This window comes from Leptolyngbya sp. GGD (assembly GCF_026735145.1).
In the GTDB taxonomy this organism is placed as follows: domain Bacteria; phylum Cyanobacteriota; class Cyanobacteriia; order Leptolyngbyales; family Leptolyngbyaceae; genus Leptolyngbya; species Leptolyngbya boryana.
Genome location: NZ_JAPQKE010000013.1, coordinates 44,282 through 62,372, shown reverse-complemented (window position 1 = coordinate 62,372; position 18,091 = coordinate 44,282). Strand labels below are relative to the sequence as shown.

General features: G+C 49.2%; 11 protein-coding genes, 1 tRNA gene, 1 pseudogene and 1 CRISPR repeat array. Of the genes and pseudogenes, 6 read left to right on the top strand and 7 right to left on the bottom strand.

Translation table 11 applies throughout. The features are described 5' to 3' along the window. Nucleotide 1 precedes the first annotated feature (1 nt). The 5 genes and pseudogenes from cas4 (at nt 2) to OU814_RS30130 (ending at nt 6,332) form a co-directional block, all read left to right on the top strand. Nucleotides 2-580, top strand: coding sequence for a CRISPR-associated protein Cas4 (cas4, locus tag OU814_RS30150; protein ID WP_268243145.1), 579 nt, complete (start codon nt 2-4; stop codon nt 578-580). Nucleotide 581: 1 nt separating this feature from the next. Beyond that, a complete protein-coding gene (cas1d, locus tag OU814_RS30145) occupies nt 582-1,559 on the top strand; it encodes a type I-D CRISPR-associated endonuclease Cas1d (protein ID WP_268243144.1) in 978 nt (325 codons plus the stop codon). Next, on the top strand, nt 1,560-1,853 hold the full coding sequence (gene cas2 / locus OU814_RS30140) for a CRISPR-associated endonuclease Cas2 (RefSeq protein WP_268243143.1): 294 nt from the start codon (nt 1,560-1,562) through the stop codon (nt 1,851-1,853). It abuts the gene before it with no gap. Nucleotides 1,854-2,054: 201 nt separating this feature from the next. Then, nucleotides 2,055-5,535: a CRISPR direct-repeat array (repeat unit 37 nt; unit sequence CGATCAAAACCTCTAATCCCGGCAACGGGACTGAAAC). A gap of 13 nt (nt 5,536-5,548) precedes the next feature. Further along, a pseudogene (locus OU814_RS30135) lies at nt 5,549-5,677 on the top strand (IS982 family transposase); the annotation flags it as partial. A 91-nt stretch (nt 5,678-5,768) separates the two neighbouring features. Next, nucleotides 5,769-6,332 carry a hypothetical protein gene (locus OU814_RS30130; protein WP_268243142.1) on the top strand — a complete coding sequence of 188 codons (564 nt, stop codon included), beginning with the start codon at nt 5,769-5,771 and terminating at the stop codon, nt 6,330-6,332. Here OU814_RS30130 and OU814_RS30125 read toward each other — a convergent pair. The 7 genes from OU814_RS30125 to OU814_RS30095 form a co-directional block, all read right to left on the bottom strand. Next, nucleotides 6,248-7,471 carry an Arm DNA-binding domain-containing protein gene (locus OU814_RS30125; RefSeq protein WP_268243141.1) on the bottom strand — a complete coding sequence of 408 codons (1,224 nt, stop codon included), beginning with the start codon at nt 7,469-7,471 and terminating at the stop codon, nt 6,248-6,250. The genes OU814_RS30130 and OU814_RS30125 overlap by 85 nt on opposite strands. 158 nt (nt 7,472-7,629) lie before the next feature. Further along, a tRNA-Met gene (locus OU814_RS30120) sits at nt 7,630-7,702 on the bottom strand. A gap of 98 nt (nt 7,703-7,800) precedes the next feature. Beyond that, nucleotides 7,801-9,636 carry a peptidoglycan DD-metalloendopeptidase family protein gene (locus OU814_RS30115; RefSeq protein ID WP_017288629.1) on the bottom strand — a complete coding sequence of 612 codons (1,836 nt, stop codon included), beginning with the start codon at nt 9,634-9,636 and terminating at the stop codon, nt 7,801-7,803. An 809-nt stretch (nt 9,637-10,445) separates the two neighbouring features. Next, the gene (locus OU814_RS30110; protein WP_268243140.1) at nt 10,446-10,907 is read right to left on the bottom strand and encodes a tRNA (cytidine(34)-2'-O)-methyltransferase; all 462 of its coding nucleotides are present in this window, start codon (nt 10,905-10,907) and stop codon (nt 10,446-10,448) included. Between the two features lie 388 nt (nt 10,908-11,295). Continuing rightward, entirely contained in the window at nt 11,296-12,216 is a 921-nt protein-coding gene (locus tag OU814_RS30105) for a tetratricopeptide repeat protein (RefSeq protein WP_268243139.1), read from the bottom strand. Between the two features lie 179 nt (nt 12,217-12,395). Next, nucleotides 12,396-12,701, bottom strand: a complete 306-nt coding sequence (locus tag OU814_RS30100) for a hypothetical protein (RefSeq protein WP_026148689.1) — start codon at nt 12,699-12,701, stop codon at nt 12,396-12,398. A gap of 159 nt (nt 12,702-12,860) precedes the next feature. Then, nucleotides 12,861-13,241, bottom strand: coding sequence for a response regulator (locus OU814_RS30095; RefSeq protein WP_017288634.1), 381 nt, complete (start codon nt 13,239-13,241; stop codon nt 12,861-12,863). A gap of 640 nt (nt 13,242-13,881) precedes the next feature. Here OU814_RS30095 and OU814_RS30090 point away from each other — a divergent pair. Further along, complete coding sequence (locus OU814_RS30090) at nt 13,882-18,087, top strand: CheR family methyltransferase (protein WP_268243138.1); 4,206 nt, start codon at nt 13,882-13,884, stop codon at nt 18,085-18,087. Nucleotides 18,088-18,091 lie beyond the last annotated feature (4 nt).

The following is an 18,091-nucleotide window of genomic DNA, read 5'->3' as shown; positions in this document are numbered from 1 at the left end:
GATGAACCCTGAAAATTATTTGCCTCTCTCGTATTTGAATGCTTGGGAGTACTGTTCGCGGCGGTTTTACTTTGAGTATGTGCTGGGGGAAATGGTTGAGAATGAGCATATTGTTCTCGGCACTCATCTGCATCGCAATATCAATGAGGCGGGAGTGATACAGGAGGGCGATACTATTGTTCACCAACAGCAGTGGGTGTGGTCAGATCGATTGCAAGTTTCAGGTGTAATCGATGCGGTAGAAGAGCGCGATCGACAACTCATTCCCTTGGAGTACAAGAAGGGAAAAATGGGTCGGCACTTGAGCGATCACTTTCAACTCTGTGCAGCAGCACTGTGTCTGGAAGAGCGGACGGGAAAGACGATCGCGTATGGTGAGATTTTTTATCATGCGAATCGAAGGCGGCAACGGGTGGAGTTCTCACCTCAGTTACGACAGATGACAGAAGATGCAATTCGGGCAGCTCAGATGGCTGAAGCTCGTGCGATGCCACCGCCGATCAACCATAAAACCAAGTGTCAGGCGTGCAGTTTGCAGAGCATTTGTTTACCGATGGAAGTCAAACAATTAAGGAGTTAGCATGTCAGTTCTGTATGTGACTCAGCCAGATGCGATTTTGAACAAGTCGTATGAGGCATTTATTGTCAAGTTGAAGCAAGCGGATGGGTCTTGGAAGAAGCAAACTATTCCGGCGCAGACGGTCGAGCAGGTTGTATTGATGGGTAATCCGCAAGTGACGGGCGATGCTTTGATGTATGCGCTAGAACTAGGAATGCCTGTGCATTATCTGTCTGGATTTGGCAAGCACTTGGGATCGGCGTTGCCTGCTTACTCGCGCAATGGGCAACTTCGATTGGCGCAGTATCGGCGGTATGAGGATCAGGCGCAGAAGTTGGAATTGGTGAAAGCGATCGTCACGACTAAAATCCACAATCAAGCGACGGTCTTGTATCGGCATGGAGTGAAAGAGCATCCGTTAAAGCAGCGAAAAGCGAGTGTGGCTGCTCAAAAGACGATCGATCAAGTGCGGGGGATGGAAGGGTTGGCAGCGCGGGAGTATTTTGGTTATTGGTCGCAGATGTTGAAAGGGAATTGGCAGTTTTCAGGGCGAAATCGTCGTCCGCCGAGTGATCCAGTGAATGCGTTGCTGAGTTTTGCTTATGGATTGTTGCGATCGCAGGTGACAGCAGCGGTACATTTGGCAGGGCTTGATCCGTATATTGGCTATTTGCATGAGGTGACGCGGGGACAGCCTGCTTTGGTGCTGGATTTGATGGAGGAATTTCGCGCTTTGATTGCGGATAATGTGGTGTTGACGGTACTCAATAATCGGGAGATTCAGCAGAAAGATTTTGCGGAAAGTTTAGGGGCATATCGCTTGTCAGATTCGGGCAGAAAAGCTTTTTTGCAGGGGTTTGAGCGGAAGTTGAGTGATGAGTTTACGCATCCGGTGTTTGAGTATCGCTGTAGTTATCGGAAAGCGATCGAGCTTCAGGCAAGGTTATTAGCTCGGCATTTGCAGGAGGATGTGCCTTACAAGCCTTTAGCGGTGCGGTAGATGACGACGCTGTTTTATTTGATCATTTATGATTTGCCGGATAGTAAGGCGGCGAATAAGCGACGGACTCGGTTGCATAAGTTGTTGTCGGGGTATGGGACTTGGACACAATACAGTGTGTTTGAGTGTTTTCTGACGGCGGTGCAGTTTGCGAAGCTTCAGGTTCAGATTGAGCGGTTGATCAAGTCGGAGGAGGATGCGGTGCGGATTTATGTGTTGGATGCAGGGGCAGTGAAAAGAACGCTAGCTTATGGGTCGGAGAAACCGCGCCAAGTTTCGGCGATCGTTCTATAATGGCAGCAAGTTTTGGCAAACCGAAGCGGGGTCGAAAACCCTGGGGGGTTCGCCAAATTGCTAGAACCAAGACAAATCAATAGTTTTAACGATTCAAAAAATCGCCATCACTGTAGAATAAAGGCTGGGATCAATGTTTCAGATGACCTTTGCCAAAATCGGTTCTACAGCCCTTGTTCAGTAAGGGTTCCAGATGGCGGGCGATCAAAACCTCTAATCCCGGCAACGGGACTGAAACTATAGACAGCGCATTCTCTGAACTCATGATCAAGTTCGATCAAAACCTCTAATCCCGGCAACGGGACTGAAACTTGAACAGAGGAAATCGACTACTGACACTCAACCTGACGATCAAAACCTCTAATCCCGGCAACGGGACTGAAACCCACTCAAGGATCTCCCCCCGTTCCTAGTCGGCTGCGCGATCAAAACCTCTAATCCCGGCAACGGGACTGAAACTCGCATTAATTATGTCAACGCTACTGCTATTCAATGCGATCAAAACCTCTAATCCCGGCAACGGGACTGAAACAATAATGTTAGTCCTACTCGAAATCTCGTAGTTATTCGATCAAAACCTCTAATCCCGGCAACGGGACTGAAACCCTGCACATCTTGCCTGTGCTCATTGCGTACCCAGTGCCGATCAAAACCTCTAATCCCGGCAACGGGACTGAAACTAGGCTACGAGCGTGCGGCTGTGTTCAAGTATGGCCGATCAAAACCTCTAATCCCGGCAACGGGACTGAAACATACTGCCAGCGATCGCGAAAGGCTGAGTTGATACGATCAAAACCTCTAATCCCGGCAACGGGACTGAAACTCGATGAGCGGAAAAGTAAAGCCAACGGGCAGACTGCGATCAAAACCTCTAATCCCGGCAACGGGACTGAAACGCCAATCATTTTCAGGAAGTCCATGAATCCGCTACCGATCAAAACCTCTAATCCCGGCAACGGGACTGAAACGAAACCGGGACAGATGGGACGCAAGATGGGTTCTACCGATCAAAACCTCTAATCCCGGCAACGGGACTGAAACTCACTTCCCTCACTCGCTTCGTAGCTGACCTCATCCGATCAAAACCTCTAATCCCGGCAACGGGACTGAAACATAAAATTCTTTGGCCTGATTTTACCGCGAATCCGTTCGATCAAAACCTCTAATCCCGGCAACGGGACTGAAACATGTGCAATTGGCGGAGTATGTACAAAATGGGCAGACGATCAAAACCTCTAATCCCGGCAACGGGACTGAAACCCTGCCATGGGCGCGGGTTAGGCTGTCTTGGATTCGGGCGCGATCAAAACCTCTAATCCCGGCAACGGGACTGAAACTTGAGCTTTCTTACCTGTCTCAAGTCCCCTCAGCCGATCAAAACCTCTAATCCCGGCAACGGGACTGAAACGTAACTGGGGGATTTACATAGCTCTCAATTAACTGACGATCAAAACCTCTAATCCCGGCAACGGGACTGAAACAAAACGGGATGAACTTGGGAGCCACCTCTAAGTTTTACGATCAAAACCTCTAATCCCGGCAACGGGACTGAAACGCAACGCTGTTCCGATCTTGACTTTATTAGTTCCGCGATCAAAACCTCTAATCCCGGCAACGGGACTGAAACTTACTGTGGGCGGTACTGCTACTACCGTAACGGCGGCGATCAAAACCTCTAATCCCGGCAACGGGACTGAAACCATGTCCCTTGCAGGAGATGCACTCACCATTGTTTCGATCAAAACCTCTAATCCCGGCAACGGGACTGAAACCATCTCTTCTTATTCTGGCTCCCTTTCTGGGAGGGGTCGTCGATCAAAACCTCTAATCCCGGCAACGGGACTGAAACCTGCCACAATAAACTTTCGGAAGATCTGATTGGATTGCGATCAAAACCTCTAATCCCGGCAACGGGACTGAAACGCGCGCTTTAGGTGGGGCCTTAGTCGAGACGTTCATCGCGATCAAAACCTCTAATCCCGGCAACGGGACTGAAACCGATCGATAAATTTGACCCCGATCCGTCGCACGGAGTCTTTCCGATCAAAACCTCTAATCCCGGCAACGGGACTGAAACTCAAGGGGGGTTGTTTGTCTCATGAGTCTCATGACGATCAAAACCTCTAATCCCGGCAACGGGACTGAAACTAGTCCGCATTGCATCCCTGCTCACAAGCATGAGCACGATCAAAACCTCTAATCCCGGCAACGGGACTGAAACGTTTGACCTACCATCTTTTGCAAAAAATCCATCGCGATCAAAACCTCTAATCCCGGCAACGGGACTGAAACCGGTTATGACAAATCACCGGGCGGAAGACTAACGATCGGCCGATCAAAACCTCTAATCCCGGCAACGGGACTGAAACAGATTTTGCTGAAATCGATCCTGAAAAATCAGCAGACGATCAAAACCTCTAATCCCGGCAACGGGACTGAAACACAATTGCTCAGACTATTGTGCGAGACTTTTAGGGCGATCAAAACCTCTAATCCCGGCAACGGGACTGAAACACTGAATGGGCGGGGCGACGGGCGCGGGGGTGGGACGATCAAAACCTCTAATCCCGGCAACGGGACTGAAACATCGTGAGCGTCGTTTCTCCTGCTTCGGACGTTGATCCGATCAAAACCTCTAATCCCGGCAACGGGACTGAAACATCAGTGCGCGCCTCGGATTCGGAGTAGTAGCCCGACGATCAAAACCTCTAATCCCGGCAACGGGACTGAAACTGCGGTGCGCCCATTGACTAAGGTTGAACGCAAGCGATCAAAACCTCTAATCCCGGCAACGGGACTGAAACCCGAAAGAAGCGATCGCTTGCTTGCAGTTATACGAACGATCAAAACCTCTAATCCCGGCAACGGGACTGAAACCAGGCATTGGCAGAACTCCTATATCTGTGAGCCTTTCGATCAAAACCTCTAATCCCGGCAACGGGACTGAAACCTCGGCGCTATTACGCTTACACGAGCGACACAGGCGCCGATCAAAACCTCTAATCCCGGCAACGGGACTGAAACAAGCCAGGGCAATTGAACTATCTCGATGAAATTAACGCTCAAACCCTCTAATCCCGGCAACGGGACTGAAACTTTTAGATGTATCGGCATCTTTTCGCCACGGACAGCGCTCAAACCCTCTAATCCCGGCAACGGGACTGAAACATTTTGTACAAAACCGAGCCAGCGACTGCTCTGTCTCTGCGCTCAAACCCTCTAATCCCGGCAACGGGACTGAAACATTCAAGCTCAAGCCGCTGAGCTTGAACGCCGCGCGCTCAAACCCTCTAATCCCGGCAACGGGACTGAAACGCGTGCTAATTTAATTGTCAACATTAGTTGGATACCGCTCAAACCCTCTAATCCCGGCAACGGGACTGAAACACGCGAGCGCTCCAGCAATCAATCCAAAGCCCGGTGACGCTCAAACCCTCTAATCCCGGCAACGGGACTGAAACCTTCCCATAGTCCTGTCCTTGGATTTTTATAGGCGTAGCGCTCAAACCCTCTAATCCCGGCAACGGGACTGAAACCGCTCTTTTTGGCGTTGACCTCCCGAACCAAAGCGCGCTCAAACCCTCTAATCCCGGCAACGGGACTGAAACCGTCTTCATTGAGGCTGGATTCAAAATCAGGAAGGGACGCTCAAACCCTCTAATCCCGGCAACGGGACTGAAACCCGCTATGGAGACATTGAGCATTCGCGTCATCGCTCTCCGGTCAATTGCTTTGTCAATATTCTTGGCGGATTGATTGCTTATTGCCATCAACCCAAGAAGCCGTCCATTGCCATCGACCACAATCTCCTGCTTCCGGCTTAACCCGAACTGACGTTAATTGAGTTGAACCAACTTTCAGGAAAGCAGTCTTGACCTGTTGAAGCTTTATTCGCTCTCTTCACGGTGTATTGCGATGAGCAAGAACACTCCTCCCGACCCAAACTTCGATTTCTCAGCATTCAACACCCAGCCTTACTTATCCAGTAAGCGCACGATCTCAATCCCATCTTCAGCCGGACAGCCTCCTCTAGAGCAACTGCCTTCAGGATTTGATCCAATGGGTGAAGTCAGGCTAGAAGGACGAGCCTATCGGGGACTCAGCCGGGGTAAAACGCCCTGGTGGATTCTTGTGACCAGTTGGGTCGCGATCGCTCTCCCAGTTCTGCTCCTGAGCGGATATATTATCTACGCATCCCTCCAGCCGCTCTTAACTGGAGCAACCCCGCTCAATTTCTTGAATCTTTGTTCAGCCCTCTTGGTCTTGGGGCTACACCTCATGGTTCCAAGTCTGATCCTCGTCATCATTGGTAGAGGCACGATCCGCGAAGTTTCGCCACGCCCGTCGTTAGAACAGTACTCATCACTCCAGTCAGTAGATGTACCCCTGTTAATTCACTCATCATGCTCATCGTCGAGCGTTGGGTCTGGTGCTAATCCAAACGAGGGCACATTCACGGGTCGGATCGTCCCCAAATAGTGCCGCTCAATCACCGCAACCGATGTGCCGCACCACTCTGCAACCTGCTGAGGCGAAATGCCATCTTCCAAGCAAAGCGTGATGAACGTATGACGACAGTTATACTGTGGCAGATACCGCTTCACCTTGCCTGCTTCAACCAACTTCTGAACGATCGGAACCCAAATTCGAGTCAGAAAATTAGCGGCATCCAACTCTTTGCCATTGCGCCCTGAAAAAACGAGACGCTCTGAAGGACAATCTTCCGGTCGAATTGCAGCCAAAATTTTGCCCAGTTCCTCGTTGATCGGAAAATAGCGATCGACATGCGTTTTTGTCCCTTTGCGTGTCCGCACATCCGTGGCGAAGGCTTCACAAAAATGAATGCGATCTCGCTCAACGTGTTTCCACTTCAGCGCAATTGCTTCCTCCGGTCTACACCCCGTATGCAGCAGAAACTTCACGTAGGGCGCGTAGTAGAAATGGGACAGAGGCGAAAATTTAGAGCAGTACGTGTCGTTCTCAAACGCCGAAATAATTGCAGCAACACAGTTCCGAGTGAACGGTTTGCGAGACACCTTGCTTCTCTTCTGGGTTTTGATTTCTTGAGCCAGTTCCTTAAACGGATTCTCTGTTGCCAACCGTTTGCGAATTGCCCAATTCAAGCAAGCGCTGAGTTGTTTCAGTGTCCGTTTTGAAATTTCTGCTGAGTAATTTTTCAGAAGCCATGATTGGATATCGATCGCATCTTCCAAGAACAGTTTCGGGAATTTTTGAATCCGCTTCTCGATTTTGCCGTAATCCCGAATGATTGTCGTTTGCTCCAAATGCGCCTGCTGGAATTCCGTATATTTCTCCCAGAGTTCAATCAACGAAGTTTTGGGCAACTCCGCTTTGGGAGCAATTTTGGGGGTAACGGCTTCTAGCGAGGGTTGTGGCTTGTACTTCTCTAACGTTGGATCGAATCGCTCCTTGAAAATGTCGTCTTCGATAAGTGAGGCTTTGCGTTCTGCCAGTTGCCGATTCAGGGGCGTGTCTGCCAATCCGGTAGAGAGATAATACCGTTTGCCTGCTACTCGAAACACAAGTTGGAGCCGTTCATGAGAAATCTTGAGCTTGACACGAACCTTTAAACGCCTTGCGGGGCAGAGATTTGTCATACATCAGTCTCACCTCCAATGTGAAAACATTTGTACGATAGTTTTACCCCCAATTTACCCCCAAAACCAGCCCAACCCTGACCAATATGACCCAACAACAAGAAGCAGTGAACCTCTCGATCCACTGCTAAAAGCCTTTCTGGGCTTGCTTTTCCTTATGGCTCAGGCGAGATTTGAACTTGCGACCTTGGGCTTATGAGTCCCCTGCTCTAACCACTGAGCTACTGAGCCTTACAACATTCCAACAATATCACAACTGTGAGTACAAATAAAGCCCTATTTTGGAAGAAGCCTTCAAGGGAAGGTTGACCCTCCCCTTGAAGATCAATCTAACTTCGAGACTGAGGCAACAACGCGATCGGGTTTACAGCCCCCCGACCGGGTACATGAACTTCAAAATGTGAGTGAGGACCCGTACTGAAACCTGTACTTCCCATCTCAGCAATTTGCTGCCCTTGTCGGACTTGTTGACCCACACGAACCAGAATCCGGTTGTTGTGAGCATAGAGCGTCACACTACCATCTGCATGCTCAACTTCCACAAGCTTCCCGTAACCGCCATCATTCCAGCCAGCCGTCACAACTTTACCGGAAGCGGCTGCAACAATCGGAGTCCCAACCGGAGCTGCGATATCGATCCCTTTGTGCATCCGTCCCCAACGCCAGCCATAAGGAGAAGACAATACCCCTTTCGCAGGCCACATATAGCCCTTGAAGCGATCTCCTGGCATATAAGCATCGGAGCGCCCCAGAGGCGGCAAGTTCGGCGAAACCGTCTTGCCAACCGGAGAACGCAGAATAGGCGCGTAAGACTCAGATCCAGCTGGCGCAGTCGCAACCACTTGACGCTGTGGCTTCGGTGCGTCTGCTAACATTCGCTCTAAACGCGTTTGACCGGAGTTGTTTACATCAGAACTATTGGCACTACGGCTCGTCGTGCGAAGGGAAGAGACCGTACGATTCGGGTTGAACTGAGGATTACGACGAGAAGAAACTGCTTCGGCTGCCTTCGGCGCTTCACGATTTACAGAGCGAGATTGATAGCGTTCTCTCAGTCGCGAGATTTCGCCCAGCAAGGTATTCACGTACTGATCGTCAGATCGGCGCACATCCACCTGTTGAACTTCAGGCGCGCGATTACGAGCAGGGCGGAATGCAAACTGGCGTGCATCACCGCCAATCGCTAATGGCACACTCGGATTTTGAGTCGATGCCAAACTGGGGACGGTCGGAACCTGGATATCAGCAGGAGCCTGTACTGATGCAACAGGAGCTTGCGGGGCTGGCTCAGGGAGAGCTTGAGCAACCAGAGATTGACCTGATTTTTGAGGAACTTGAATGAATTGGTTTGCCTGCACCAAATTGGGGTTATTCAGGCGATTCAGTGCTGCTAGGTCGCGAGCTGTCATGCCATGCGCTTGTGCGATCGAGGAAAGCGTTTCACCTGGATTCACTCGATATGTGACAAGCTGCTGTGATTCTGCCTGAGGCATGATCGCAACGGTTTGAGATTGTGCTGGCTCCTCAGACTTCAACTCCGCCAAACTTTGCTTCAAGCGATCACGGTTTTGCTTCAATTCAGCGAGTGCCGTTTGCTTAGGTTTTGCGACAACCGATGCTACACGTTCCGATGTGGACTGGACTTGCGGTTGCGCGGGAATCACCGGAATAGATTTGAGATTCGGTAACGACTTGATGGGAGCGCCACTGATAGTAGCTGCCATACGATCGCCCATCGGTACCTGTAAAACTTGTCCTACCGAGAGGACTGCATTGGCTTGCAAGCTATTTAGATTCGCTAGCTTTGCAGCGTCGATGCCGTAGAGTTCGGCAATCTTCCAGAGTGTTTGACCCTCTTGAACAGTATGGGTCGTCGTGGAAGCAGCAACTGCAGTCGGTGCAGTGGCGGTGGGCGCATCTACCGAAGCAGGCGTGCCAGGTGTCAGGTCAGACGCTGTCGAATCAGTGGGGACAGCCGCTTGTGCCTGTTGGGGCGCAGCGAGTCCGTAAGCACCGACTGAGAAAGCGAGTCCAAACATGGCAGCAGAGGTCCGAACGGTTCGGGATGTCTCTTGGGGCAACTGCCGGGGCTGTTCTTCAGCGCTTTCGGGTTCGATCGCGCTAAACAGAACTGAGTTTGCGTCTTGCGGAACTGCTCGTTTCAAAAAAACGACCTCCTAAAGTGTGCAGCATTTAACTGTCATCGAGTGCGAAACCTTTTGCCAGTCACTCGATTTGGTTTTTCAAATCGTTCGGAGCCAATCCGGAGCCATTACTCAAACCAGGGAACCCGCTTCTCCCAAATTGGGAAAATCCGGAATGCTCGATGCATCTTTTCGTGTCCGAAAGAATCGATAGCAGATATTCCAACTGGCTGTCAACTCGTCTGAGTTGAATAAACTGGCTGAATCCCAGATGCTGTAAGGCTGCAAAGAATTTAGAAAAATCCTTTGGCAACGAGGCAAAAATTAGGGGAGCCAGTGTGTTCATCAGGGTCAAGTGAGACAGAAAGTTTAGCTGATTTGGTGAACTCGGAGTGAATCATCCCGACTGAGATGTTTTAGAACAAATTCGAGATTTTAGTCAAGCCATTTGTCGTCCGTATTTGATGACAAGAAGTTAATGTAAAGAATATCATCGCTCAACCGTGAAATCATGCAGGCGACAGAGCGCGTCTATTTGGTTTCTCTATGGTTTAGATTTCTGAAATCCAGTGTGGCTGGAGGTTTGAATATGATATTTACTCACAATTCAGTTGAATGAAGCTGATAGAAAATCCGCGAGATTACGGACGCGAAGAATGAATTTTCAGATATGGATTTCTTATCTAAAAAGCGGCATTCGGTGATCTAAATAACTAATTAACAGTGAGAACGTTGCAGGTTGTGGGAGGAGCGATCGCGCTTGGGAAGAAATTGCGCGATCGCTCCTGCTCCTATCTATCTCATATCTATATATATATGTGGGAAAACAACTAACTCAGGTACCCGAGTTGACGACGCGCTTCAAACAGCCCAAGTGCAGCGCTGACCGAGAGGTTAAAGCCACGCACTGCAGGTTGAGTAATGGGAATATAGGCAAGAATTGGGCAAGTTTGCATCACGTCGTCAGGTAGTCCTGCCGTTTCGCAACCGAACAGGAGCCAGTCATCGTCTCGATACTGAATTTGGGTGAAGTTCTGGGCCGCTTTGGCACTGAAGCCAATCCAGCGCCCACCTTGGTTTTGAGAGTAGGTTTGAAAGTCATCGATCGAATCGTGAACCGTGAGGTTGACGTATCCCCAGTAGTCGAGACCCGCACGCTTGAGATAGCGATCGCTAATTTCAAAACCTAGCGGGGCAACGAGGTGAAGTTCAGTTTGAGTTGCGGCACAAGTGCGGGCGATATTACCTGTATTGGGCGGAATTTGGGGATGAACAAGAACAACTTTAGGCATGAGTTAATCGATACTTTGGATGAGAATGAACGAGATCCTGCTTAAAAAGTAGAAAATCATGCTCATATACGATTTTTTAATGATTGAGCACAAAGAAGAATTGATTAAATATTCTAATTACATCGGCATATCCACCGAAAGTGAGATAAACCTCCTTGATTTGTTATCAATTTCCAACTTTTTAGTAGAAAAACTTGTGGTTTCTCTCAGATAAGCTCAGGCAGATCGCTTAGAAGATCCAGACATATCGCTGAGCAAGAAAATTAGCTAGAATTCCGATAGGATAAGGGTTTTCGTAATCTAGATTACAATTTATCGACAAACAAAAAAGCCAGGTTGGAAAATTTTTTCTCCAATTTCTGGCTTTTTTAGGAATGAGATAGACGCTCTAATTGCTTTGAGCAGGATTTGTGGGAGCTGCTCCTGGATTTGGCGTAGCGGGAGCAGAATTGGTTGGGCTAGTAGTTGGGCTAGTGGTTCCCGACTCTGAAGCTGAAGGTTGAGTTGTACTTAACCGAGTGATTTGATCTTTAAATTGAGCAGGTGCGAGAGAGGTCGCTTTATCAAAGAGCGGTTTTGCCTCATCGTTTTTACCCTGTTCCTTCAGCACTAGGGCTTTGTAGAGAACTGGCTGAAAATCGTTGGCATTGGTTTTAGACGCGTCATCAAACGTGGTTAAAGCTTCGTCATAGCGTTTTTGAGACGCAAAAACTTTGCCGAGTAAGACTTGAACTGCAGTGGTATCTACACTATTCGGCTGAGTTTTATTGGCGGTTGGAGCTTGTTTGAGGGTGTCTTGTAACAGCCCGATCGCGGCTTCAGGACGTTTTTGCTTGATTAATAAGTCTGAAATTCCAGCGAGCGCATTCAGATCACCGGGTTTGGATTGCAAAATATTGCGGTAAGCTTGTGCGGCTCCTTCTGGATCGTTCAACTGCTGTTTTGCCTGAGCGAGCAGAACGGCATATTCAGTCTGATTCGGATTGAGTTTGACGAGTTTTTCGAGCGGGTCAATCACCCCTTTAACATCGTTGAGCTTGAGCCGCGCTTCTAAAAGTCCGCGCAGAGCGGTCGAGTTTTCGGGTTCACGCTTGAGGACTTCTTCGTAGCCTCTCGCTTGTGCTTCGATATCCGCTTTTTGATCTTGAGGATTGGCGGCTTGAGAAGGGCTAGGGTTTGGCTTATTGGCTTGTGAGTTACTGCTAATCGCAGAGGTAACCAGGGGTAACATCGTCACACCCAATAAGCCGACCGTTGCCACGATTAAGACAAGGTTCAGGAGCCAACGATTTTTGCGCGTTTCGGTCACGGGATTACCTCACAGTTCTTTGCAGAAGTCAACAGGCTAAATGGGATTAGCAGATTCAACGATAGCGCAAAGTTGTGAAATGGAGGCGGAAATGTGGGGAGTGGGGAGATAGGGGGTGAGGAAAGCAGTAGAGATCTCACATCATTTGCTTTTACCCTACTCCCTACTCTCTACTTAAACTAGGCTTGAGCAGGTCGCTGAGTTGCCACTGGCGTAGACGACGATCGCGGTTCTGCTGCGGGGTCAACTTCTTTCAGTTCGATGTGATTTAACAGCGTCGTGACGAATGCAAACAGGAGAAAGGGGAGCGATAAAACGAGAATTAAACCGACCGTTGCAAGTGCGTAGATAGGGCGACTTGCGCCCATCATTGCCATTGCAGATGCCAAACTGAGAAAAATGACGATCAACCAAACAATAATCTGACCGTAGATGTCGCCAAACGAGAGCGTACAGACCATTCGGTAACGGTGCATGTTATTCATAATGCTCCAAACATCAGCAAGATTTGAGAGATTATCTAAACGTAACGCTGATCAACAGATGGAGTCGATTTCTCAAGAATATTGAAAGGATCTGTAATTTTCCCTCAAGGCAATGATCCGCAGTGGGGTAGAAAAGTTAATCAAATTGCGGCAGGCGGATCAGTTTGACGTGGCTGAGCGAGACAGTAAATAATCGATCGCACTTAACATCTCAGCAGGTGGACAGGGTTTGATCATGTACGCATCTGCACCTTGTTTCATACCCCAGTAGCGATCGAAATCTTCACCTTTAATCGAACAGATCATGACTGGAATGTTCTGGCTGCGTGGATCACTTTTGATCCAACGGCAAAGCTCATAGCCATTCATGCGCGGCATCACGACATCTGTAATGACCAGATCGGGTGGATGTTTTTGAATGACGGATATGGCATCAACACCATCATTCGCAACGGCAACATCAAATCCTTGATGCCGCAATTCGGTAGAAATGAGTTCTCGCACAACCGCGCTATCGTCCACGACTAAAACCCAACTCATAGCGATTCCTTCCACTCAATCTGGTATCTAGCCTTATATTTGAATTATTCATCCAACTGTAGACCGCTTCCGAGAAAAATCTGTGAAGAGAGTGTGAAGGGGTTAAATAACCTGAGTCTCCAACGAAGGCGTAGCAGCAGGAAACGGATTGTGAAACCGACGATGGAATTTCTAATCCCTCAATACCGCAAGAAGAACGTTGAGAGATTGACGCGTTTGTCGGCTAAAAATCTTTGCAGCAGAATCAACTATCCCAAGGAGAGAGGTGCAGAAACACTCTAATCTTATTTGATAGACGCTGTAATCTTAATTTACTATCTGGCGTTTTACCTGTTAAGTTTTTGATAGAGCATATGAATGTTTTTACCTTCATGAACCTTCATGAAAACCTCTGAATCTCATCTGGCTGCTGTAAGTGCTTTAGTTTTGGATCTCTACGGACTCACTCAAAAGTAATACTCTGCAAACTAGGCGTAACGGTGGCTTTGTTCAATCGGCAGGAGAATGATTGAACAAAGCCAACATCACTGGAAATTCGGCAACTACGAATCTTGCTGATTGAGATTAGTCAGTTTGAAATTGTGGCAGATCAAGAGATGGCTGACCGTCTACTTACCCAGTACTTTCCAGGTAACCCTCAATGGCTTCTAACGTTCCCTCTTCTGATGATGATTCAACCTCGTCAACTTCAGCTTCTAGCGCGGCTCCAGTTGAATCTTTTGCGATCGCTGGCATTGCCGCCTCTGCTGGAGGGCTAGAAGCATTTACCAGCCTGCTCGAACATTTACCCACTGATACGGGCATGGCGTTTGTACTCATTCAACATTTATCTCCTGACTACGAAAGTTTGCTCTCTGAGATTCTGGGTCGAGTCACGGAAATGCCTGTAAGTCAGGCGCAAGACGGAATGAGCATTGAGCCAAACCGAGTCTACGTCATTCCGCCCAACACCCAGATGACCGTTGTAAATGGGCTGTTGCGGCTGGCTCCCCGTCAAAAGATCGCTGGAAAATATATGCCAGCAGATGTCTTTTTCGAGTCTTTAGCCGCCGATCGTGGAGATCGATCGATCGGCATTGTTTTGTCGGGCACGGATGGAGATGGCGCGTTAGGGCTGAAAGCCATTAAAGTGGCGGGTGGGATCACCTTCGCTCAATGCGAATCAACCGCAAAGTTTGACAGTATGCCGAGTACCGCCATCGCCACCGGCAACGTCGATCTTGTTCTGCCGCCGGAAGAGATTGCTGAAGAACTTGTCAGGCTTAGTTGTAGCCCCTTTTTGGTTCATCCAGAGCCGCTTCAGATAGTGAAAGCAGTACTCAAGCCGGGGGATGCGCTCAGCATCATTTTTGCCCTCCTGCGAACCGCGACCGACGTTGACTTTACCCTTTATAAGCCAACGACCCTCGATCGCCGGATTCGCCGCCGGATGCTGTTGCATAAGCTAGAAACGCTGGAAGACTACGCTCAGTATCTGCAAGCGCATCCGAGTGAAGTGCAGGCGCTCTATGAAGAAATTTTGATTCACGTCACTGAGTTTTTTCGTGATCCCGAAGCCTTTGAACAATTAAAAACTCAGGTTTTCCCGACCATCAGTGAACACAAGTCAGACAGCACCCCGATTCGGATTTGGGTAGCGGGCTGTTCTACGGGCGAAGAAGTGTATTCGATCGCGATGTGTTTGTTGGAGTATTTTAGCGATCGCGCCACCGTGCCGCCGATTCAAATCTTTGCCACCGATATTAGCAACGCGGCAATTAACAAAGCCCGATCGGGCTTTTATGAAGAAGCTCAGATGGAAGCCGTGTCCCCAGAGCGCCGCAGCCGATTTTTTGTCCCCTTAGCGAGTGGGGGCTATCAAATTAGCAGCGCCATCCGCGAACTGTGTGTCTTTGCTCGACATAATTTAGGCGGCGACCCGCCGTTTTCCAACCTCGATCTGATTAGCTGTCGCAACGTGCTGATTTATCTATCCGATCCGTTGCAGGAACACATCATGGCTCTGTTCCACTACAGCCTCAATCTAACTGGTTTCTTGATGCTGGGGACTTCAGAGAGCGTCAAAACTGCTTCAGACCTGTTTCGCCCAGTCCATGAACCTACCAAAATTTATGCCAAAAAGTTTAGCCTGGCCCGTCCTTTATTTTCATTTACCTCGAATGCTCGTTCTGTCATGAGTACCGAGCAGCCGTCACTGGTTGAATCGATCACCAGTAACTTTGACCTTGCTAGAGATGTTGACCAACTGATCGCCAATCGCTATGCGCCCGTGTCAGTTGTGGTGGATGAACAGATGCACATCCTGCACGTGCGAGGAGACACTGACCCTTACCTGAGGCTACCGCCCGGTACAACAGATTTAAATCTGTTGCTAATGGCGAGAGAAGGATTGGCAATTCCGCTCCGCTCCGCAATGTATCAAGCGCAAACGCAAAGACTTTCTGTTCGACAAGAGCAAGTTCAGATTGATGAAGGCGATCGCTCTGACCTGCTCAATCTGGAAGTGATTCCGTTTCAGCCTGCGATCGCCACAAGTCCAGTTTATTTTCTGCTGATTTTTGAAGCGGTTTTGCCTGTACCGGATCAATTGAGTTGCGCGATCGCTCCCAACTCAGAAACCGGAATCGAAAATCTAGAGCGGGAAGTCATACAGCTCCGGCAGGCGCTTGCTGCCGCCACGCAACGCGAACTTTCGGCGCAAGCTCATCTGCAAGCGGCGATTCAGGAACACAACTATCTCAACCAAAACCTACGGGTAGCAAACGAAGAGATTGTGTCGAGCAACGAAGAACTCCGCAGCACCAATGAGGAACTCCAAACGGCAAAAGAGGAGATCCAAGCGACCAACGAAGAACTCTCTACCACAAACGATGAACTTCGCAGCCGCAACTTGCGGCAAAACCGGGACAATAGTGACCTGAACAATTTTGTGGAAAGCATCAGTGTGCCGGTCGTCATGCTGACCAATGAATTGAGGATTCGCCGCTTCACCCCCGCTGCCCAGAGACTTTTTAATGTCATTCCCACAGATATTGGACGACCATTTAGTGACCTCCGCACCGACTTTGACGCAGCGAATCTAGAGTCGATGACGCTGGAGGTGTTAGAAACGCTCAACACACAAGAACAAGAGCTTCAAACGCGATCGGGCTACTGGTATACCGTCCGAATTCGTCCTTATCGCACCACGGAGAACCAAATCGATGGTGTCACGATAGTGTTCATGGATATTGACTCGCTCAAACGTCATGCCACCACCCTGGAACTGGCTCGCAATTATGCCGAATCGATCGTTGAAACTGTGCAAATTCCATTAATAGTGCTGGATGCTGATCTACGGGTAAATACGGCGAATCGGTCTTTCTACGAACTGTTTCAGACTTCTGCGGCTGAAACCGTGCAACATTCTCTGCTTGAGCTAGGCCACGGGCAATGGAATCTCCCTCAACTGAGATCGCTGCTCGAAGATGTGCTGGTCAATGACATCCAGATTCAGAACTTTGAGCTTGAGCAGCAGTTTGAGCCAGTTGGACAGAAAACATTATTGCTCAATGCTTGCCGACTGCTCAATGAAGCCGATACGCTCATGATTTTGCTAGCGATCGAAGACATTACCGAGCGGCAGCAGTTTGAAATTGAACGCACTCGGCTGCTCGCTCAAGAACGAGCGGCTCGTGAGGACGCAGAAGCCGCCAACCGCGCCAAAGATGAGTTTCTTTCCAACCTCTCGCACGAACTGCGTAACCCTCTCACTGCCCTACTGGGCTGGGCACAAATGCTGCTGACCCGCAGCCTCGATCAAGCAACCGTAACCCGCGCCTTAGAAGTGATTGAGCGCAGTGCCAAAGCGCAATCTCAACTTGTTGAAGATATTTTAGATACTTCTCGAATCGTTAGCGGGAAGCTCAAGCTCAACACTAAATCGATCGATCTGCGCTTCATCGTACAAGCTGCGATCGAAACGGTTCAGCTATCAGCCGAGGCAAAAACGATTCAAATTGTTGCAGACTTAAGTTCTGTGAGAATTATCGGTGATGGCGATCGCTTACGGCAAGTTGTCTGGAATCTGCTCTCAAATGCGATCAAATTCACCCCTGAGTCGGGACGCGTCGAAGTCACACTCACTTCGGTCGGCAATCATGCTCAAATTCAGGTGAAAGATACCGGACAAGGAATTTCGGCAGACCTCTTACCGCACATTTTCGAGCGATTTCGTCAAGCAGATTCCAGCATGACAAAAGCCAGTTCTGGTCTGGGGCTAGGGTTAGCTATCGTCAAACATTTGGTAGAACTGCATGGTGGAACAGTTGAAGCAGAGAGTTCAGGTGAAGGGCAAGGAACCACGATCACGATTGTGCTACCGATGCAAAACGTTCCCCAGGAGTCTACACCGTCGAGCAGTTTAGAGCCGACTGTCTTAGAAGTTAGCGCACATCATTTGAGTGAACCTGTCTGCTCGTTAGAGGGGTTAAAGATTTTAGCGGTTGATGATCAAGCTGATACGCTTGAAATCCTTAAATTTATGCTAGAACCTTATGGAGCCGAAATGCAGACGGTAGACTCTGCTAGAGCGGCTTTAGCGGCTCTCAGCGAAAATCCCAGCCGATATGGTGTGCTGATTTGTGATATTGGAATGCCGGAGGAAGATGGTTACTGGTTGATTCAACACGTGCGATCGTTTAGCCCAGAAGCCGGAGGACAAATTCCAGCGATCGCGCTGACTGCCTATGCTGGCGAAGAAGAACGCCAACGGGCGATCAATGCTGGGTTTCAAATGCACATTGCAAAACCGATCGAACCCGCTCAATTAGCAGGGCTGATTGCAGAGTTGGTAAGACGAATTTAGGATT